The 18,971-nt window shown below is 57.6% G+C and carries 22 protein-coding genes and 1 tRNA gene; 14 read left to right on the plus strand and 9 right to left on the minus strand.

Annotated elements, in window-relative coordinates; translation table 11 throughout:
- Positions 1-125: 125 nt before the first annotated feature.
- Together FIV39_RS04050 and FIV39_RS04055 are read left to right on the plus strand one after the other, a co-directional pair.
- A complete protein-coding gene (locus tag FIV39_RS04050; protein WP_027604321.1) occupies positions 126-380 on the plus strand; it encodes an FAD assembly factor SdhE in 255 nt (84 codons plus the stop codon).
- Complete coding sequence (locus FIV39_RS04055) at positions 364-810, plus strand: hypothetical protein (RefSeq protein WP_090408111.1); 447 nt, start codon at positions 364-366, stop codon at positions 808-810. The genes FIV39_RS04050 and FIV39_RS04055 overlap by 17 nt, the downstream gene beginning before the upstream one ends.
- On the opposite strand, the gene nadB is transcribed toward FIV39_RS04055, so the two are convergent.
- Positions 779-2,395 carry an L-aspartate oxidase gene (gene nadB / locus FIV39_RS04060; protein ID WP_090408108.1) on the minus strand — a complete coding sequence of 539 codons (1,617 nt, stop codon included), beginning with the start codon at positions 2,393-2,395 and terminating at the stop codon, positions 779-781. The two genes, FIV39_RS04055 and nadB, sit on opposite strands and share 32 nt — an antisense overlap.
- A 463-nt stretch (positions 2,396-2,858) precedes the next feature.
- On the opposite strand from nadB, the gene rpoE reads away from it, so the two are divergent.
- The 3 genes from rpoE to FIV39_RS04075 are packed head-to-tail and all read left to right on the plus strand — an operon-like array spanning position 2,859 to position 5,039.
- On the plus strand, positions 2,859-3,440 hold the full coding sequence (rpoE, locus tag FIV39_RS04065; protein WP_003172477.1) for an RNA polymerase sigma factor RpoE: 582 nt from the start codon (positions 2,859-2,861) through the stop codon (positions 3,438-3,440).
- Positions 3,441-3,472: 32 nt separating this feature from the next.
- Positions 3,473-4,060 carry a sigma-E factor negative regulatory protein gene (locus FIV39_RS04070; RefSeq protein WP_012722767.1) on the plus strand — a complete coding sequence of 196 codons (588 nt, stop codon included), beginning with the start codon at positions 3,473-3,475 and terminating at the stop codon, positions 4,058-4,060.
- Between the two features lie 16 nt (positions 4,061-4,076).
- Positions 4,077-5,039 carry a MucB/RseB C-terminal domain-containing protein gene (locus tag FIV39_RS04075; RefSeq protein WP_090408105.1) on the plus strand — a complete coding sequence of 321 codons (963 nt, stop codon included), beginning with the start codon at positions 4,077-4,079 and terminating at the stop codon, positions 5,037-5,039.
- Positions 5,040-5,068: 29 nt separating this feature from the next.
- On the opposite strand, the gene FIV39_RS32945 is transcribed toward FIV39_RS04075, so the two are convergent.
- Positions 5,069-5,248, minus strand: a complete 180-nt coding sequence (locus FIV39_RS32945; RefSeq protein WP_167361086.1) for a hypothetical protein — start codon at positions 5,246-5,248, stop codon at positions 5,069-5,071.
- A gap of 25 nt (positions 5,249-5,273) precedes the next feature.
- Here FIV39_RS32945 and FIV39_RS04080 point away from each other — a divergent pair, with 25 nt between their 5' ends.
- The gene (locus tag FIV39_RS04080) at positions 5,274-6,710 is read left to right on the plus strand and encodes a DegQ family serine endoprotease (RefSeq protein WP_146371480.1); all 1,437 of its coding nucleotides are present in this window, start codon (positions 5,274-5,276) and stop codon (positions 6,708-6,710) included.
- A 67-nt stretch (positions 6,711-6,777) separates the two neighbouring features.
- Here FIV39_RS04080 and FIV39_RS04085 read toward each other — a convergent pair whose 3' ends face one another.
- Positions 6,778-8,211, minus strand: coding sequence for a M48 family metalloprotease (locus FIV39_RS04085; RefSeq protein ID WP_090408098.1), 1,434 nt, complete (start codon positions 8,209-8,211; stop codon positions 6,778-6,780).
- Positions 8,212-8,305: 94 nt separating this feature from the next.
- Between FIV39_RS04085 and FIV39_RS04090 the strand changes: the two genes are divergently transcribed.
- Positions 8,306-8,545, plus strand: coding sequence for a sulfurtransferase TusA family protein (locus FIV39_RS04090; RefSeq protein ID WP_010212198.1), 240 nt, complete (start codon positions 8,306-8,308; stop codon positions 8,543-8,545).
- 31 nt (positions 8,546-8,576) lie between these two features.
- Positions 8,577-9,647, plus strand: coding sequence for an AI-2E family transporter (locus FIV39_RS04095; RefSeq protein WP_053136801.1), 1,071 nt, complete (start codon positions 8,577-8,579; stop codon positions 9,645-9,647).
- A 37-nt stretch (positions 9,648-9,684) separates the two neighbouring features.
- Here the strand turns inward: FIV39_RS04095 and FIV39_RS04100 are convergent, their stop codons facing one another.
- Positions 9,685-10,158: a peroxiredoxin gene (locus tag FIV39_RS04100; protein WP_090408094.1), complete on the minus strand. Its 474-nt coding sequence runs from the start codon at positions 10,156-10,158 to the stop codon at positions 9,685-9,687.
- A 10-nt stretch (positions 10,159-10,168) separates the two neighbouring features.
- Entirely contained in the window at positions 10,169-10,729 is a 561-nt protein-coding gene (locus tag FIV39_RS04105; protein WP_003172487.1) for a glycine cleavage system protein R, read from the minus strand.
- A 272-nt stretch (positions 10,730-11,001) separates the two neighbouring features.
- On the opposite strand from FIV39_RS04105, the gene dapA reads away from it, so the two are divergent.
- The 5 genes from dapA (at position 11,002) to FIV39_RS04130 (ending at position 14,690) form a co-directional block, all read left to right on the plus strand.
- Complete coding sequence (gene dapA / locus FIV39_RS04110) at positions 11,002-11,880, plus strand: 4-hydroxy-tetrahydrodipicolinate synthase (RefSeq protein ID WP_032888561.1); 879 nt, start codon at positions 11,002-11,004, stop codon at positions 11,878-11,880.
- Between the two features lie 17 nt (positions 11,881-11,897).
- Positions 11,898-13,013: an outer membrane protein assembly factor BamC gene (gene bamC / locus FIV39_RS04115; protein WP_090408091.1), complete on the plus strand. Its 1,116-nt coding sequence runs from the start codon at positions 11,898-11,900 to the stop codon at positions 13,011-13,013.
- A 4-nt stretch (positions 13,014-13,017) separates the two neighbouring features.
- A complete protein-coding gene (locus tag FIV39_RS04120; protein WP_027604310.1) occupies positions 13,018-13,776 on the plus strand; it encodes an MBL fold metallo-hydrolase in 759 nt (252 codons plus the stop codon).
- A gap of 27 nt (positions 13,777-13,803) precedes the next feature.
- Positions 13,804-14,517: a phosphoribosylaminoimidazolesuccinocarboxamide synthase gene (purC, locus tag FIV39_RS04125; protein ID WP_027604309.1), complete on the plus strand. Its 714-nt coding sequence runs from the start codon at positions 13,804-13,806 to the stop codon at positions 14,515-14,517.
- A gap of 83 nt (positions 14,518-14,600) precedes the next feature.
- A tRNA-Ser gene (locus FIV39_RS04130) sits at positions 14,601-14,690 on the plus strand.
- A gap of 170 nt (positions 14,691-14,860) precedes the next feature.
- Here the strand turns inward: FIV39_RS04130 and FIV39_RS04135 are convergent.
- Complete coding sequence (locus FIV39_RS04135; protein WP_090408088.1) at positions 14,861-15,577, minus strand: hypothetical protein; 717 nt, start codon at positions 15,575-15,577, stop codon at positions 14,861-14,863.
- A gap of 140 nt (positions 15,578-15,717) precedes the next feature.
- On the opposite strand from FIV39_RS04135, the gene FIV39_RS04140 reads away from it, so the two are divergent.
- On the plus strand, positions 15,718-16,476 hold the full coding sequence (locus FIV39_RS04140; protein ID WP_143513903.1) for a hypothetical protein: 759 nt from the start codon (positions 15,718-15,720) through the stop codon (positions 16,474-16,476).
- A gap of 82 nt (positions 16,477-16,558) precedes the next feature.
- Here the strand turns inward: FIV39_RS04140 and FIV39_RS04145 are convergent, their stop codons facing one another.
- Genes FIV39_RS04145 through FIV39_RS04155 form a run of 3 tightly spaced genes read right to left on the minus strand, consistent with a single transcriptional unit; the run spans position 16,559 to position 18,971 of the window.
- On the minus strand, positions 16,559-17,773 hold the full coding sequence (locus FIV39_RS04145; RefSeq protein WP_090408083.1) for an Arm DNA-binding domain-containing protein: 1,215 nt from the start codon (positions 17,771-17,773) through the stop codon (positions 16,559-16,561).
- Positions 17,770-17,985 (minus strand): excisionase family protein, encoded by a 216-nt coding sequence (xisR, locus tag FIV39_RS04150; protein WP_090408080.1) that lies wholly within the window; start codon positions 17,983-17,985, stop codon positions 17,770-17,772. Before xisR ends, FIV39_RS04145 begins: the two co-directional genes overlap by 4 nt.
- A complete protein-coding gene (locus FIV39_RS04155) occupies positions 17,982-18,971 on the minus strand; it encodes a phosphoadenosine phosphosulfate reductase domain-containing protein (protein WP_090408074.1) in 990 nt (329 codons plus the stop codon). Before FIV39_RS04155 ends, xisR begins: the two co-directional genes overlap by 4 nt.

Below are 18,971 nucleotides of genomic sequence, written 5' to 3' on the forward strand. Positions count from 1 at the left end.
AAAAAGTCATGGGTGCATCATAGAGGGGCGCCCGGCAAATGGATAGTTTCCGTATGGGGCGACCAAAGCCGACTGTTCCGGTGCCGTCGGGCCTGTATACTTGCGCTCTATTTGAGGAGCGCTCCATGGTCGAAGATGTAGAAATCAATCGTCTCTACTGGCACAGCCGTCGTGGCATGCTTGAGCTTGATGTGTTGTTGGTGCCTTTTACCAAAGAGGTGTACGCGACGCTCAATAAAGAAGATCGCGATCTCTACGTCAGGCTGCTGACTTGCGAAGATCAGGACATGTTCGGCTGGTTCATGGAACGCGCAGAGTCCGAAGACCCGGAGCTGCAGCGCATGGTCCGGATGATCCTGGATCGTGTCCAGCCCAAGTAATCGTTTCGAATGCCGCTGGCAGGCCTCACGGTTGCTGCTGGCGGCGTATCTCCTTGCCCAGCTGTTCGCGCTGGGTGCGCTGTTGTTTATCGATCTGCCCTATTCAAGCCTCGGCATGCTGTTGTGCCTGGCTCACGCCGGGTGGGTGCTGCCGCGTCATATCCTGCTGACTCACCGTTCATCGATTCGTGGCCTGCGCCGCGATGAAGACGGCTGGCAGTTATGGAGCGCAGCGCTGGGTTGGCACAGCGTGCAACTGCGCCCCGACAGCCTGGGGTTGCCGTTGATCGTGGTGCTGCGTTATCGGCTGCCGGGGGCGTGGCGGGTGCGCTCGGTCTGCGTGCCGACGGATGCGCAGGCCGCCGATGTGCACCGGCGCCTGCGGGTTCGCTTGAAGTTCAGCCGCCGTAGGTGGTTGGCACCAGAATAGTGTCGCGGGCCTCGGGCAGCATCTGCGGGTAGTCGAGGGTGTAATGCAGGCCCCGGCTTTCCTTGCGCTCCATGGCCGAACGGATCATCAGCTCCGCGACTTGGGCCAGGTTGCGCAGTTCGATCAGGTCACGGCTGACCTTATAGTTGCTGTAGAACTCATCAATCTCATCCAACAGTAATCGCACCCGGTGTTGCGCTCGTTGCAGGCGCTTGTTGGTACGCACGATCCCCACGTAGTCCCACATGAAGCGCCGCAGCTCGTCCCAGTTGTGGGCGATGATCACGTCTTCGTCCGAATCGGTGACCTGGCTGGCATCCCAGCGGGGCAGGGCGGCCGGCACCGGGATGCGCGGCAGTTGTTCGAGAATGTCCGCCGCCGCCGAGCGGGCGTAGACGAAGCATTCGAGCAGCGAGTTGCTGGCCATGCGATTGGCGCCGTGCAGCCCGGTGAAGCTGGTTTCGCCAATCGCATAGAGGCCAGGTACGTCGGTACGGCCATGCTGGTCGACCATCACGCCGCCGCAGGTGTAGTGCGCGGCCGGTACCACGGGGATCGGGCCTTTGGTGATGTCGATATTGAAGGCCAGGCAGCGCTCGTAGACCGTCGGGAAGTGGGTCTTGATGAACGCTTCGGGCTTGTGGCTGATGTCCAGGTAGACGCAGTCGACGCCCAGGCGCTTCATTTCATGGTCGATGGCGCGGGCGACAATATCCCGTGGCGCCAGCTCGGCGCGCGGGTCGAAGCGCTGCATGAAGCGTTCACCGTTCGGCAGCTTGAGGTGTGCACCTTCGCCGCGCAGGGCTTCGGTGATCAGGAAACTCTTGGCTTGCGGGTGATACAGGCAGGTGGGGTGGAACTGGTTGAATTCCAGGTTGGCCACCCGGCAGCCCGAACGCCAGGCCATGGCGATGCCGTCGCCGCAGGCGCCGTCGGGGTTGCTGGTATAGAGGTAGACCTTGGCCGCGCCGCCTGAGGCGAGGATGGTGAAGCGTGCACCATAAGTATCCACTTCGCCGCTGGCGCGGTTGAGCACATAGGCGCCGAGGCAGCGTTCGCCCGGCAGGCCCAGGCGCTTTTCGGTGATCAGGTCGACGGCGACGCGTTGTTCCAGCAGTTCGATGTTGGGGCGTTGGCGGGCCTGGTCGAGCAAGGTCTTGAAGATGGCGGCGCCGGTGGCATCCGCGGCGTGGATGATACGGCGATGGCTGTGGCCGCCTTCACGGGTCAGGTGGAACTCGAAGCCGCTGTCATCGCTGCCTGCGTGTTCATCGCGGGTGAAGGGCACGCCCTGGTCGATCAGCCATTGGATCGCCTCGCGGCTATGCTCGACGGTGAAGCGCACCGCGTCTTCGTTGCACAGGCCGCCGCCGGCGTTGAGGGTGTCTTCAACGTGGGATTGCACTGTATCGGTGTCGTCCAGCACGGCGGCGACACCGCCTTGGGCCCAGAATGTCGAACCGTTGGCCAGGTCGCCTTTGCTCAGGACGGCAATGCGCAGGTGGCTGGGAAGGGTCAGCGCAAGGCTCAAGCCGGCCGCGCCGCTACCGATCACCAGGACATCGTGTTGAAACTGTTGGCTCATTTGAAGGATTCCGCAAAAAGCGATCCACAGGGCTGGCGCAAACAGGACGCCTGGATCGGCGAATCAAAGGGTCACACGGGCCACTAGTATATAGAGGGGGGGAGCGGCACAATAGCCGGGCATTCGTGGCAATGTGAGATTACGGTGCACGGCTCGGGTAAAATCGGCTGGTTATTGAGGCGGGAACTTTTTGCATAAGCCTCGACTCAATAGCAGGTTGCCCGAAAGCTGGGAAAACGTTGAGTTTATTGGCCCGTCGGGAGCATTGGACGCGTCAGAAAACCGACGACAAGATTATTCGCGCAGCCGGCGTTGCCCGCGCTGCGTTTTTCGTGTGTGCCAAATCAGTGCGTACCGGAAACTTGCTTGAAGGGGGAGAACTTTTGCGAAAAGTCCGAGTCTATGTTTGCAAGCCTGATCGTTTAGTTATGCAAGCCTCCTTCAAGTACAACGAGGAGTGTTCATGCTAACCCAGGAAGAGGATCAGCAGCTGGTCGAGCGCGTTCAGCGCGGTGACAAGCGAGCATTTGATCTGCTAGTGCTGAAATACCAGCACAAAATTCTCGGGTTGATCGTGCGGTTTGTGCACGACACCCATGAAGCGCAGGACGTTGCACAGGAAGCCTTTATCAAGGCATACCGTGCACTAGGCAATTTCCGCGGTGATAGTGCGTTTTACACGTGGCTTTACCGCATCGCCATTAACACGGCGAAGAACTATCTGGTGTCTCGCGGACGCCGCCCACCGGATAGCGATGTCAGTTCAGAAGATGCAGAATTTTACGATGGTGATCACGGCCTCAAAGATCTCGAGTCGCCGGAGCGTGCATTGCTGCGCGACGAGATCGAAGGCACCGTTCATCGCACAATTCAGCAACTGCCAGAAGATTTGCGTACGGCGTTAACTTTACGTGAATTCGATGGTCTGAGTTACGAAGACATTGCGAGCGTCATGCAGTGTCCGGTGGGGACTGTAAGGTCACGGATTTTCCGGGCCCGGGAAGCCATCGATAAAGCCTTGCAACCGTTGTTGCAGGAAAACTAAAGACAGCGGCGACAGCCAAGAGAGGAACCGCCATGAGTCGTGATGCCCTGCAGGAATCGCTGTCCGCAGTGATGGATAACGAAGCGGATGAACTGGAACTTCGTCGAGTGCTCAACGCATTTGATGATGCCGAAACCCGTGATACCTGGTCTCGTTACCAAGTCGCTCGGGCGGTGATGCACAAGGATCTTCTAATCCCTCGTCTGGATATTGCTGCGGCCGTTTCTGCCGCGCTGGCTGATGAAGCCGTTCCGGCAAAAGCTACTCGTGGCCCTTGGCGTAGCCTGGGTCGCCTGGCAGTGGCTGCCTCGGTGACTGTTGCAGTGCTGGCCGGTGTTCGCCTGTACAACCAGGACGAAATCGCCGGTGCCGAACTGGCCCAGCAGACTCAGCAACCGGTCATGGCCGGTCCGCAAGTCAAAGGCCCGGCGGTACTGGCCGGCTACAAGGAAAGCTCCGACACCACCGGGCCTATGGCCAACGGTGTGCTTCAAGGGCAATCCGGCTGGCAGGACCAGCGTCTTCCAGGCTACCTGCGCCAACACGCACAGGAATCCGCCTTGAAAGGCACTGAAAGCGCTCTGCCATACGCTCGCGCTGCAAGCCTGGAAAACCGCTGATACGTTAAGGAGCCCTATGCGCGCCATACCGCTCCTTACGTTATTGCTCAGTGGTTGGTTTGCACTCCCCGCCCATGCCGATGAAGCCCAAGACTGGCTGACTCGACTTGGGCGTGCAGAGCAGCAGCAAAGTTTTCAGGGGACGTTTGTCTACGAACGTAATGGCAGTTTTTCTACCCATGACATTTGGCATCGTGTCCAGAATGGCCAGGTCCGTGAGCGGCTCTTGCAGCTTGATGGTTCTGCCCAGGAAGTTGTCCGTGTAGATGGTCGTACACAATGCGTCAGCGGCACACTTGTCGCCGGCCTTGGTAATTCGCGTGATGCACCCTCGCGCGCGCTTGATCCTGAAAAACTCAATCAATTCTACGAACTGGCCGTTATCGGAAAATCCCGCGTGGCCGGTCGTAATGCAGTGATTGTGTCGATAACTCCCCGTGATCAATACCGCTACGGTTTTGAGCTGCATCTTGATCGTGAAACCGCACTGCCGCTCAAGTCCTTGTTGCTGAACGATCAAGGGCAATTGCTGGAGCGCTTTCAGTTCACTCGCCTGGACACCTCCACCCCGCCCAATGATCGCGACTTGCAGCCCAGCAGCGAATGCACGTCTATCGCTGTCGGCGACACCAAGGCAGCGACCGTAGAGCCCACCGAGGCTTGGCACTTGGAATGGTTGCCGCCGGGCTTTCAGCTGACCAATAGCAGCGCCCGCAAGGACCCTCATACCAAAGCCACGGTCGACAGTCTGATGTATGAAGATGGACTGGCGCGCTTCTCGGTGTTTCTTGAGCCGATCAGCGATGTGAGCGTGACCGAGACTCGCACCCAGTTAGGCCCCACCGTTGCGGTATCTCGTCGCTTGAACACGGTGGATGGCGAAATGATGGTGACGGTTGTGGGCGAAATACCTATTGGTACCGCCGAACGCATCGCACTGTCGGTGCGTGCTGAAAAAAAGGCCACCCCCAAGCCGTGAGTCGTTAATCCTATGTTCATCCCGATCTTTCACAGTACGCCCATGCCAGGTTGGCTGGCGGGAGCATGAAATGTCTGGATCAGCATTTTCACTTGCAAAAATCTCCCATGTTTTTTATAGGTCAGGGCTTGTTGGCTCTGGCCTTGTTTTGTTCGCGGAACAAAGATGTCGGTCGCAGTTTTCGGCGTTTCTTGAACCCTGTCGCTCAACCCTGCTCGTCGTAACGGGAGCTGTATGTCGATACCACGTTTGAAGTCTTACCTATCCATAGTCGCCACGGTATTGGTGCTGGGTCAGGCCGTGTCCGCGCAAGCGGTCGAGTTGCCTGACTTCACCCAATTGGTTGAGCAAGCCTCGCCTGCCGTGGTGAACATCAGTACCACGCAGAAGTTGCCGGATCGCAAAGTCTCCAACCAGCAGATGCCTGACCTGGAAGGCCTGCCGCCGATGCTGCGCGAGTTCTTCGAGCGTGGCATGCCACAACCTCGTACCCCGCGCGGTGGCGGTGGTCAGCGTGAAGCGCAGTCCCTGGGTTCGGGCTTCATCATCTCGCCAGATGGCTACATCCTCACCAATAACCATGTGATTGCCGACGCCGACGAGATCCTCGTGCGCCTGGCTGATCGCAGTGAGCTGAAAGCCAAATTGGTAGGCACAGACCCCCGTTCCGATGTGGCCTTGCTGAAGATCGAGGGTAAAGACCTGCCTGTACTGAAGCTGGGCAAATCCCAGGACCTGAAGGCTGGGCAGTGGGTGGTAGCCATCGGATCGCCGTTTGGTTTTGACCATACCGTCACCCAGGGCATTGTCAGTGCGATTGGCCGCAGCCTGCCGAACGAGAACTACGTGCCGTTCATCCAGACCGACGTGCCGATCAATCCGGGCAACTCTGGTGGTCCGTTGCTCAACCTTGCGGGCGAAGTGGTGGGGATCAACTCGCAGATATACACCCGTTCCGGTGGCTTCATGGGTGTGTCGTTCGCCATTCCTATCGACGTGGCCATGGATGTTTCCAATCAGCTGAAAAGCGGTGGCAAGGTCAGTCGTGGCTGGTTGGGCGTGGTCATCCAGGAAGTAAACAAGGACTTGGCTGAATCCTTCGGCCTCGACAAGCCGGCCGGTGCCCTGGTTGCGCAAATCCAGGACGACGGCCCGGCTGCCAAAGGCGGCCTGCAAGTCGGCGACGTGATCCTGAGCATGAACGGTCAACCGATCGTTATGTCCGCCGACCTGCCACATCTGGTCGGTGCACTCAAGGCCGGCAGCAAGGCCAAGCTGGAAGTGATTCGTGACGGCAAACGCCAGAATGTTGAACTGACCGTTGGTGCGATCCCTGAAGAGGGCGCGACCCTGGATGCCCTGGGCAATACCAAGCCGGGTGCCGAGCGCAGCAGCAACCGTCTGGGTATTGCCGTGGCTGAGCTGACCGATGAGCAGAAGAAAAGCTTCGACCTCAAAAGCGGTGTGGTGATCAAGGAAGTGCAGGATGGCCCCGCTGCCTTGATCGGCCTGCAGCCTGGCGACGTGATCACTCACCTGAACAATCAGGCGATTGACACTACGAAGCAGTTCACCGACATCGCCAAGGCGTTGCCGAAGAACCGCTCGGTATCGATGCGCGTGCTTCGTCAGGGGCGCGCCAGCTTCATTACCTTCAAGCTGGCCGAGTAACCCACCCGGCCAATAAAAAGCCCCGCCTTCGTTTTACGAGGGCGGGGCTTTTTTGTAGGCGATGGGTTTAGCTCATCATGCCTTTAACCAGGCGTTCCTGTTCGATCAGCTCACGCTGGCGTGCATCGATACGTGACGACAATGGGAAATTGCTGCCGGCACGACGTTTGGCAAAATCCAGTTGCTGGATGGCCTGCTGGAAGTCGCCCACCAAGGCAAAGTATTCGGCGCGAGCCTGATGCAGGCCGATGATATTGCCCGACAAACCACGCGTCTCGGCGACCTGGTACCACACATCCGGATCGTCCGGGCGAGACTTGAGCAGGCCATCCAGGGCCTTTTCCGCATCGGCGGTACGATTCTGTTTAAGCAACAGATCTACCCGAATCTGGTTCAGCGGATAGTTGCCGGGGTATTGGGTCAGCATCCGATCCGTGCGTTGCTGGGCGTCGGGCAGGTGGTTGTTGTCGATGTCCAACTGGATCTGCGCCAGGTTGTAGGTGATGTCATTGGGTGCCTTGGCCAGCAACGGTTGCAGGCTTTCCCGTGCCTGCTTGAACTGGGAGGCTTTGATCTGGGCGATGGCCAGGCCATAGCGCGCCACATCGTTTTTCGGATTTTCGTCCAGCTGCGCCTGGAAACGCTTGGCGGCGAGTCCTGACGTGTCTTCATATTGCAGTTGTACCCGTGCGCGAATCAACTGGTAGCGCAGGCTGTCTTCCTTGCCGCCGGCCTTGGCTTGTTCCGCACGGTTGCGGGTGTCGGCGATACGCGATTCGGTCACCGGGTGAGTCAGCAGGAATTCCGGTGGCTTGGCGTCGAAGCGGTACTGGCGCATCAGCCGTTCGAACATGGTCGGCATGGAGCGTGGGTCGTAGCCGGCTTTTTCCAGGTTGACGATACCGATACGGTCCGCCTCCTGTTCATTCTGGCGAGAGAATCGTCGTTGTTCCTGGATGGCCGCCGCCTGGGTGCCGGCAATCGCTGCAATCCCTGCATCCCCTGCACCGGCGGCGGCCGCAATGATGCCGCCGAGCAGGGCAGCCATCATCGGGATCTGCATGCGCTGCTGCGCTTCAACGCCGCGGGCGAAGTGCCGCTGGGACAAGTGGGCCAGTTCGTGGGCCAGTACCGAGGCATATTCTCCTTCGGTCTGGGCATTGAGAAACAGGCCGCCGTTCACGCCGACGATGCCGCCTGGCGCAGCAAAGGCGTTCAGTTGCGGGCTGTTGATCAGGATGAACTCCAGGCGCCGGTCATTCACCTGGCTGGTTTCCACCAGCTTGTACACGCTGGTTTCGACGTAATCCTTGAGCTGCGGGTCGTTCAACTGCGAGACCTGGCCCCGTAGATAGGCCAGCCAGGCACGGCCCAACTGATATTCCTGTTGGGGAGAGACAATGGCAGAACTGGCGTCGCCAAGTGACGGCAGGTCGTCAGCGAAGCCTGGGGAGGCCAGCAGGCAAGCCAGCGTCAGCAGGGTAGGGCGCAAAAAAGTCATGCACAGAGCCTTTCGACAAAGAGCTTACTGTAGCCGGACACTGAGCTTCGGACCAGATATTCTAAGCACCCCGATGCTTGTCCGGAGTAAAACCATGACCGACGCTGTAGCCTTTGATGCCGAACTCGATGCCAGTGGCCTTAATTGCCCGTTACCTCTGCTCAAGGCCAAGCTGGAGCTCAATCGATTGGCCAGTGGCGCAGTGCTCAAGGTGATCGCCACCGACGCAGGTTCCCAGCGTGATTTCCGCACCTTCGCCAAGCTGGCCGGCCATACCCTGTTGCATGAAGAAGACGCCGCCGGTGTGTACCGTTACTGGTTGCGCAAGGCCTGAACCGTTTGCCCCTACCACCCGAGGTTGATTGATGTTCAAAGTGTTACGAGACTGGATCCAGCGCTACTTCTCTGATGAAGAAGCCGTGGTGCTGGCGGTCCTGCTGTTTCTGGCCTTTACGGCCGTACTCACCTTGGGTGGCATGCTGGCGCCGGTACTGGCGGGGATGGTGCTGGCTTACCTGATGCAGGGCCTGGTCACCACCTTGGAGCGTTTACGCTTGCCGGGCGGCGCGGCAGTGGGCCTGGTATTTGCCTTGTTCATGGGGCTGCTGGTGGTGTTTATCGTCGTGGTATTGCCGCTGCTGTGGCACCAACTGATCACGTTGTTCAACGAGTTGCCGGGCATGCTCGCCAAGTGGCAGTCGCTATTGTTGCTGTTGCCGGAGCGCTACCCGCATCTGGTCTCGGACGAGCAGGTGTTGCAGGCCATAGAAGTGGCACGCGGCGAAATCGGCAAGTTCGGGCAATGGGCGCTGACCTTTTCCCTGTCGAGCCTGCCGCTGCTGGTCAACATCATGATCTACCTGGTGCTCGTGCCGATCCTGGTGTTCTTCTTCCTCAAGGACCGCGCCATGATCGGACGTTGGGTGCGCGGCTATCTGCCACGCGAACGGGCGCTGATTACCCGGGTGGCCGAAGAAATGAACCGGCAGATCGCCAACTACATTCGTGGCAAAGTCATCGAGATCATTATCTGTGGTGGCGTTACCTACATTGCCTTCATCGCCCTGGACTTGAACTACGCGGCGCTGCTGGCACTGCTGGTCGGCATTTCCGTCGTGGTGCCGTACGTCGGTGCGGTGGTGGTGACGGTGCCGGTTACCCTGATCGCGTTGTTCCAGTGGGGCTGGAGTGACCAGTTCATCTACCTGATGGCGGTGTACGGCATTATCCAGACGCTGGACGGCAACGTACTGGTGCCGCTGTTGTTCTCCGAGGCCGTCAACCTGCACCCGGTGGCGATCATCTGCGCAGTGTTGTTGTTTGGCGGATTATGGGGATTCTGGGGCGTGTTCTTTGCCATTCCCCTGGCGACGCTGTTCAAGGCGGTGCTGGACGCGTGGCCGCGGCAGGAACCGGTGGTGGCGCCTTTACTCTGAAACGGAGAGGGAGGCTCCAGCTCCCTCCCTCGCGTCATCAAGCCTTGTTCAGAGCCTGTGCTGCGGCCAGTACGGCATCAACATGCCCTGGCACTTTCACGCCGCGCCATTCCTGGCGCAACACACCCTCCTTGTCGATCAGGAAGGTGCTGCGGTCCACGCCCAGGTATTCCTTGCCGTACAGCTTCTTCAGCTTGATGACATCGAACAACTGGCAGACTGCTTCATCCTTGTCGCTGATCAGCTCAAACGGGAATTCCTGCTTGCCCTTGAAGTTCTCGTGGGACTTCACGCTGTCGCGCGACACGCCAAACACTTCGGTGTCGGCCGCCTTGAATGCTGCGTACTGGTCACGGAAACCCTGGCCCTCGGTGGTGCAACCCGGGGTGCTGTCCTTCGGGTAGAAGTAGATCACCACTTGCTTGCCCTTGAGGGCGGCAAGGCTGAAGGTCTGGCCACTGGTGGCCTGGGCTTCGAAATCGGCGACCGGTTTATCGATGACTACCGCCATGATGACTTCCTTACATTGGGTTCTGTGGGCGCCACGGCTCGATCAACGCGTCGAGGTTCAGTGCATCGGCGAAATCCAGGAACTGGTCGCGCAACCAACTGATCTGCACGCCGGCCGGCAGGGTCACGGTGAACGTGGCGTTGAGCATGGTGCCGCCGGTTTGCGGTGCCTGGTAGGTGTCGCAGGTCAGGTTCTCCAGCTCGACGTTGTGGTCGATGAAGAACTGGCACAGCTCATTGACGATGTCCGAGCGATAGGCCGAGCTGACATACGCTACATAAGGAAGCGCCTGCGGGCGATTTTCCAGCGCGGCGCTGCGCACCACGTTGACGGTGAAGTCGTGCTTCTTGGCCAGGCCCGGCAGGCCAGTCTCCAGGCGCGCCAGGGCATCCCAGGTGCCGGAAATCTGCAAGACCAGTGCACTGCACTCGCCATGGCGGGTAAGGCGGGAGGTCACCACGGCACAGCGGTTCTCATGGCTGGCGCGGCACAGGACGTTGGTCAGCTCCATGGGGTTGGCGCCGAGGGCACTGATAACAAGGAATTGTTCGCGAACTGTGGGGGTGGACATGCAGCCTTCCTAAAACGATGAGCGGTCGATACTGTGAGGGCCGTATCGATCAAAGCATGAAGGGTAGCGAAAAGCGTCGCCAAGGGATAGGAGGTGGCGTTTTCATTGCGTGATCCGCCTGATTTTGCCCGGCCTCAACCCGTGCTTTGGCTCAATGATGGCATTCCCGTCGTTTAGTTGCGCCAGAACGCATCCTCAGGCGGTACTTCGCTTGTACAAGCATCTTGGCGCCAGTACCATTACGGCTCTCTTTTTCCGGCAGGAGCGGTTGCATGATTGCGGGCAGTATGGTGGCACTGGTCACACCCATGGATGCACAAGGTCATCTCGACTGGGACAGCCTTGGCAAACTGGTGGACTTCCACCTGCAAGAAGGCACCAACGCCATCGTGGCGGTCGGCACCACCGGTGAATCGGCCACCCTCGATGTGGAAGAACACATCCAGGTGATCGAATTCGTGGTCAAGCGTGTCGCGGGGCGTATTGCCGTGATTGCCGGTACGGGCGCCAACTCGACGCGCGAAGCCATCGAGCTGACCAAGAACGCCAAGAAAGCTGGCGCCGACGCTTGCCTGCTGGTCACCCCGTACTACAACAAGCCGACCCAGGAAGGCCTGTACCAGCACTTCCGCACCATTGCCGAAGCCGTCGACATCCCGCAGATCCTCTATAACGTGCCGGGTCGTACCGCGTGCGATATGAAGGCCGAGACCGTGATCCGACTGTCCACCGTGCCGAACATCATCGGCATCAAGGAAGCCACCGGCGACCTGCAGCGCGCCAAGGACATCCTGGCCGGTGTGAGCAGCGACTTCCTGCTGTATTCCGGTGACGACGCCACGGCTGTCGAGCTGATCCTGCTGGGCGGCAAGGGCAATATCTCCGTGACCGCCAACGTGGCCCCGCGCGCCATGAGCGACATGTGCGCTGCCGCCATCGCCGGCGACGCCGTGACCGCCCGTGCGATCCACGAGAAGCTGATGCCGCTCAACAAGACACTGTTTATCGAATCCAACCCTATTCCCGTGAAGTGGGCGCTGTTCGAGATGGGCCTGATGCCGGACGGTATCCGTCTGCCGCTCACCCGCCTCAGCGAAGCCTGTCACGAACCGCTGCGACAGGCCCTGCGCCAGTCCGGCGTCCTGGTTTAATTGAGGAAGCACTACGCATGAAGCGATTGGCCGGACTTTCCGCACTTGCCTTGATTATCTCCAGCACCAGTGGCTGCGGTTGGGTCTGGGGCCCGGAAGGCTACTTCCGTGACCGCGGCAGCGATTACCTGGAAGCACAAGCAATCAAACCGATGCAACTGCCGCCGGACGTCAACGTCGCCAAGCGTCTTGACCCGTTGCTGCCGATTCCACGCAACGTTGCCGACGACACCACCAAGGGTGAATACGTGGTGCCGCGCCCACAGCCGATTTCGGCCGTGGCGGATGCCAGCGATTACAGCCTGCAGAAGAGCGGTGATTCGCGTTGGATCGTGGCGCAGCGCCCACCTGCCGAAGTCTGGCCAGTAGCGGTGCAGTTCTTCCAGGACAACGGTTTCCGCATCGCCGAGCAGCGCCCGCAGACCGGTGAGTTCACCACGGCATGGCAGCAGGGCAGCGAGCTGTCCGCCACTATGGCCAAGCGCCTGCAGGCCGGTGGTGTAGCTGCCGACAGCGAAGCCCGTGTGCGTGTGCGCATCGAGCCAGGCGTGCAGCGCAACACCAGTGAAGTCTATGTGGTCAGCGCCGAGCGTCCTGCCGGCAGCACCGCCAACGTCGACTTCACCAACCGCTCGGTCAACACCGGTGTCGACTCGGTATTGGTCGACGAGATGCTGGCCAGCATGAGCCGTATCTCCGAGAAGGGCGGTTCCGTCTCCCTGCTCGCCGCACGTGATTACGACACCCCGAGCCGCGTTAGCCTCACCGAAGACGGCAGCGGCAACGTGGTACTGAATCTGGGTGAAGACCTGGATCGTGCCTGGGCCAGCGTCGGTCGTGCGTTGGAGCAAGGTCCTTGGCGTGTTGAAGACATCAACCGCAGCCTGGGCCTGTACTACATCAACGTGGCTGAAAAGGCCGAGCGCAAAGATGAAGAGCCTGGTTTCTTCGGAAAACTGTTTGGCAGCAAGCCGAGCAAGGAAGAAATCGAGACCCGCGCCGAGCGTTATCAGGTTCGTTTGAGTAAGGTTGGCGAGACTGTGCAAGTCACCGTCGAGAAGAACATCAATACCGTTGCGCCGGCTGAAACAGCGCGCAAAGTGTTGGGCGTGATTCAGGACAACCTGGGCTGATCCGATGCGTTTTGCTGTTCTCGGTAGCGGTAGCCAAGGGAACGGCACGCTGGTCGCCCACGACGACACGTACGTACTGGTGGATTGTGGTTTCTCGTTAAAGGAAACCGAGCGACGCCTGCTGCGCCTGGGGGTTCACCCTTCGCAGCTGAGCGCGATTCTGGTGACCCACGAACATGCCGACCACGTGCATGGCGTGGGTTTGCTGTCTCGGCGCTACAATCTTCCGGTGTACCTCAGTCGCGGCACATTGCGCGGGATGCGCAAACCCATTGAACCCGCAGGTTTCCTGGCCGGTGGCGAGCAGCTGCAAATCGGTGCCCTGAGCATCGATGTGATTGCCGTGGCGCACGACGCCCAGGAACCGACGCAGTATGTGTTCAGTGACGGAGAGCGGCGTTTCGGCGTGCTCACCGACCTGGGCTCCTACTGCGCCAAGGTGCTGGACGGTTACCGGAACCTCGATGCCTTGATGATCGAGTCCAACCACTGTCGAGACCTGCTGGCTCGCGGTCATTACCCCTACTTTCTCAAGCAGCGGGTGGGCGGTGAACTGGGACATTTGAACAACCATCAGGCGGCGTACCTGGTGTATGAGTTGGGCTGGCAAGACCTGCAACACCTGGTCCTGGCCCACTTGAGCAGCAAGAACAACCTGCCGACGCTTGCCCGGCAATGTTTTGTCGACACCCTCGGGTGCGACCCGGACTGGCTGCAACTGGCCGATCAAGATTCAGGGCTCGACTGGCGACATATCGCCTAGCCCACCTCACTCAAAGCGGAGCCCATCATGGAAAAACGTGAAGAACTCTACCGCGGCAAAGCCAAGTCGGTGTACAAGACCGACGACGCCAACCGCCTGATCCTGCTGTTTCGCAACGACACCTCGGCGTTCGACGGCAAGCGCATCGAACAACTTGATCGCAAGGGCATGGTGAACAACAAGTTCAACGCCTTCATCATGCAGAAACTCGAAGCGGCCGGTATCCCGACCCAATTCGACAAACTGCTGGGCGACAACGAGTGCCTGGTGAAGAAGCTGGACATGATCCCGGTGGAATGCGTCGTGCGTAACTACGCCGCCGGCAGCCTGGTCAAGCGCCTGGGCGTGGAAGAGGGCCTCAAGCTCAACCCTTACACGTTCGAGCTGTTCCTGAAGGACGACGCCAAGGGCGACCCGTTCATCAACGAATCCCACGTCGTGGCATTCGGCTGGGGCACCGCCGAGCAACTGGCGCGCATGAAGGAGTTGTCCCTCAAGGTCAACGACGTGCTGAGCAAGCTGTTCGACGACGCAGGCCTGCTGCTGGTGGACTTCAAGCTGGAATTCGGTGTGTTCCACGACGGCTCCATCGTCCTGGGCGACGAATTCAGCCCGGACGGTTGCCGCCTGTGGGACAAGGACACCAAGAAGAAGATGGACAAAGACCGCTTCCGCCAAGGCCTCGGTGATGTGATCGAAGCCTACGAAGAAGTCGCCAAGCGTCTCGGCGTACCGCTTTAATCGACGCAAGCATCTGATAGCACGGAAAAAAATCGCTTCTGCGCTTTGCTTCCACGAAACAGGCTGTTATGATGCGCGCCGTTGGAGAGATGCCAGAGTGGCCGAATGGGACGGATTCGAAATCCGTTGTACCTTCACCGGTACCTAGGGTTCGAATCCCTATCTCTCCGCCATTATTGAATAAGACTAAGCCCCTGTAATCGTTAATGATTACAGGGGCTTTTTCGTTTGTGAGTCATTTTTTAGGGCATTTTTAGGGCAGGAAATGCCTTTAGGAGACCGCTCGTCTATGGCCTGACTATCTTGGGCGCTTCACAATTCCGAGATGGCAAAGCTCTTTCTCTCATTTACTTGCACATACCTGGCAGCTCTCCACCTCGAATGTCTTGTTTGATATCTCCGTCAGCCCCGCAGCATGCTCCATGGCGGTATTAGTGTTAATCAGCACCGTCAGCCTAGGAGTGCTGTCGATGTAATAATTTACTCGGGAGCACCTTGGTACCGAAGACGTTACCTTGAAGTCAGCCCCGGTCTTATTTTTCTTGACCACCACCACGGTAGCGGTACAAACGCCTGCTACCTCGCGGCAATTGCAATCTCCTGTGCTTGATGTTTGTGCGGGGACCTTCCCTTTCGACGGTCCTTTACTCGGCGATGCAGCCGCAGCCCTCGACTCCCAGCCATCTCCATCCATAGACGACTCAAACGTGTCTAGCTCCTGGTAGTTTTGCTGAAACTGAGCTTTTTGATTGCGTTGTTGTTCTTCATAGATACGATCTTGTTCTATGCGTTGCTGGTGCTCTAAATTTTGAGATTGATCATCCTGCTGCTGAAGATAGGTGCCGATAGACTGGATCGTGTCTGCAGCAGCTCCTGCGTCAGTTCTACCTGAAGCTGCCGGTTTCTTTCGATTTTTATAATTGGGGTCGTAGTTATCCTTACCGCAGGAGTGTTCCGCATTGACGCTGCCGGGACGGCACTCAGCGACTGCATCTACTGCCCAAATCAAAATGACAGAAATGGCAGCTGCTCGGGTCCAAAGGGCGGTCAATGTGTGCATTTTCGAGTTTCCATGCTGAATTGTTTTACGTAGTATTATCCCGATTCACAGAGCTCGCCAGTTCCATGCGGCGGCTGGTTGAAAAAAATCTGTCGCCAGCTAACCTTATTGAACCAAGATCAAACCCTCAAGGAGCTGACATGAATCGTCCGACTTTGCTGGTTCTTAGTACGCTAGTCGCTGTCTATATGGATACAGCTGTCTCCGAGCTAAAAAAATATCGTGAGTGGCCATCCGCAGTAAGGGTGCCATCACCTGAAATTAAGCGTCAGTATGAGTTGGATCCAGAGGCAGGTGCAATTTCGTCGAAACTTCTAAGTACTTCTCACAGCTTTATGTACGGCTCAAGAGTAGTATCCAGTTCATATGTTAATTATAAAAATTCTGTAGCGGTTTCTGGAACTCAAGGATGGAATTATGGCGTTTCTGTTTATCATGGCTTTAGTATGTTTACATCTTTTGACTTGGCCACAACGCAGAAATTTTTATTTCAAGCTAAAGGGAAGTGGCCCGCGAATGACCTGAAAATATACACTGAGTCTGTGGATACCAAAGGCAATCTCAGTAAAGTTGGAATAAGTTGCCGGCAGATCAAGTCGTTTCCGGCTTCAAATATATTCCCCAGTCTTCCTGGGAAACTGTATAAATATGAGTGCAGCAATTCTACAGGGACGATAAGCGACGGCTTTACCTGGGCGCCAGGCGTGCAGACCTATACGACATATTATTCAGATTATTTGGATACGCCAATATTTAATGATATGAAGTTCGATCCTCCAGTGGTCGATGGTGTGCAAGGGATCACTACAATGACTTATTCTTTTATAGATCAGACTAGCGGCCAACAAAAAATTACTTTACCCGACGTCGAGATGAAGTCCTTGTTTTCTCGGCAATAAATCTTGGTGTTTTCAAAAAACAATTTTAGTCTTTGGAATAAGCACGCGCTGTTCAAATCTATCCCTCTTTGGGCCTGCGTTTTTATTTTCTGAATCCCAACATTTTTGAGACTAAACTCGCCATGCTCTTAGTGTCTGTTGGTATCCATTTCCCATAGTGCTTTCTCACCATTGTTGAGTCTGTGTGCCCTAGTTGCCTAGCCACCCATTCAACAGGCACATAATTTGATAACATTTGACTTGCAAATGTATGGCGACATTGGTTAGCGCCCCGGTGGCGGACTTCCGCTTTTTTAAGGTGGGCAGTGAACCATTTGCTCAAAGTCTTGCCGCTCCAGAGTAGGCCGCTGGAGGAACTGCGGAAAAGAAATCTAACGTTCAACTTCTTGGAGGTGATGTTGTCACGCTGTGTCACCGTGATATCAATGCTTGGTGAATCTTTTGCGGCGGCGACAATTTCTCGCATCAGGTCGAGAGCAGGGTCAATCAGTTCGACTACTCGTACCCTGGAGCGTTCTTTCGGGACTTTGAATTCGCCAACGACCAATGCACGCCGCACGTGCACTAGGCCAGCATCGAGGTCGACATCTTCAACGGCAAGTGCAATTAGTTCGGAAAGTGATAGCCCTGCCCAGCAGTTGAACTCAATCATTCGGGTGTCAGCTCGCCGGTTGGGATCCGCTTTGCTGATCAACTCGATCTCGGTGCGACTGAAGGGGTCGGCATGCTCCAGGTCGACGTCTGATCCGACGTTGCTGATCCTGTCGAGCGGGTTAGCTTTCAGGATGCCATCGCCGAATGCATCGGCCCAGATGCCTCGGACGACAGTAAAAATGTCATTCACTGTCTTCGGGGCCAGGCCTTGCTTGAGTAACTGTGCTTGGAACAGCTCGATGTCGCTCTTGCTGATGTCGACGATTCGACGCTTGCCGAATTTGTTCTCGACGTGCACAGCCTTACTGACGTAGTTGATGACGGTGCTCGAAGCTTTGAGCGCGCGTTGAACCTCCAGCCAGCGGTCAATGCCTTCCTTTACGGTGCGCTTGAGCGAAGGACCGCCAGTCCCGGTGAACATGGCAGCTCTTGGCGATTTGGGAAAGTGGGCCGCATAGTCGAAGCGGCCCTCTTTGATTTCCGCGAGAATGGTACGGCGCTTGTTGTCGGCGTAGGCGATCGCGGCCTTGTTTACCTTCGATATCCCTTCCAAGGGTTCCCGGCACCGTTGACCGTTGAAGATGAACCAGATGCGGAGTTGCTTGCCGTTCATCTCCACGCCAGTTGGCATCTTGTCGATCATGGCTTCCCTTCCATCCAGCGCTCAATGGCCGCGCGGTTGTAGACGATCACGTTAGCTGGGTCGTAACGCCAGTGCTTGCCCTCAAGCCACAGACCTCGGGAGCGGTATTTGCGAACCGCTTCGGTACTTAGGCCGAAGACTGGGTACAGCAAGTCTTGGCGAAACCAGGCGCCGGGGGTGATGTTAAAGTCGAGTTTTTCTGCTGCGCTCATGCTGCCTCCGGTATTTTCACGGGTTCAGGATCTGTGTCACAGAGTCCGTATGCGCTGGAGCAGGCCTGCGTATCTGTCGCAATCATCAGGTCGTACTGGATACCGCCTCGAGCGGTCTTGGACCACTCGACGGCCTGGCGAATGCTTGCGATTTCCATCACTTCGATAGCACTCATGTTGGCAATAGAACCCTTTGGGTGCTTGGCGTTTGACCCGGCAAAGAACGTGGCGGCGCCACGTTTGCTGGCCTGCTGGACGGTTCGCTCCCAGCGATCGATCCGGTCAATCACGTCAGGGAACCGAAGGGCAATTTCGCGTAATTCATCCTTGCGGCAGTTGATGCAGGGCATGCAGCCGACGCGCCCCATGCCCTGGGAATAAAGCGGATTCGGTTTGATGCCCATGTAGCGGTGAGCCTCGAACACTGATGGAATATTCCACTTTAAGATCGGCCGGTAGTTAAATAGGCCGCCCCCCACTTCGTCACACTCGGGCAAATATCGCCTGTTAAGCGATTCTTCAGCGCGTACACCTTGCCAGCTCAGGATCATGTCGCCGGCATCCATCAAAGGCATGACTACTTGTTCAAACATAGGGTCGCGTTTCAGCTCCATGGTGCAGAACTGGGCTTTGCGGCTAGGGAACCGTCCTTTCCAGATGCACAGGTCTAGGAACGGGTTACCGGTTGGCTGCAGCACGTCCAACGCTGCCAGCACTACCTCCTCTGCTATACCTTGCGCCCGCCATTTCGATTCGATGAATCGGTGCTTGCCTTCAATACGCTGGGTGAAATCAGCACGCACGCGGGTTATTTTCGTGCGTGTGGCTTGTTCCAGGTAATCCAGGTACTCGTGGGTCTGTTGGTGCTCGTTGCCGGTGTCCGCGAAGACGGCCTGCAGGTTGGGTGCCTCTAAGGCAATTGCGACCAGTAGCGTCGCCGTGCTGTCTTTGCCGCCGCTGAGGCTGATGATGTTGTGCGTAGTCAT

The organism is Pseudomonas grimontii, from assembly GCF_007858185.1.
GTDB classification, from domain to species: Bacteria; Pseudomonadota; Gammaproteobacteria; order Pseudomonadales; family Pseudomonadaceae; genus Aquipseudomonas; species Aquipseudomonas grimontii.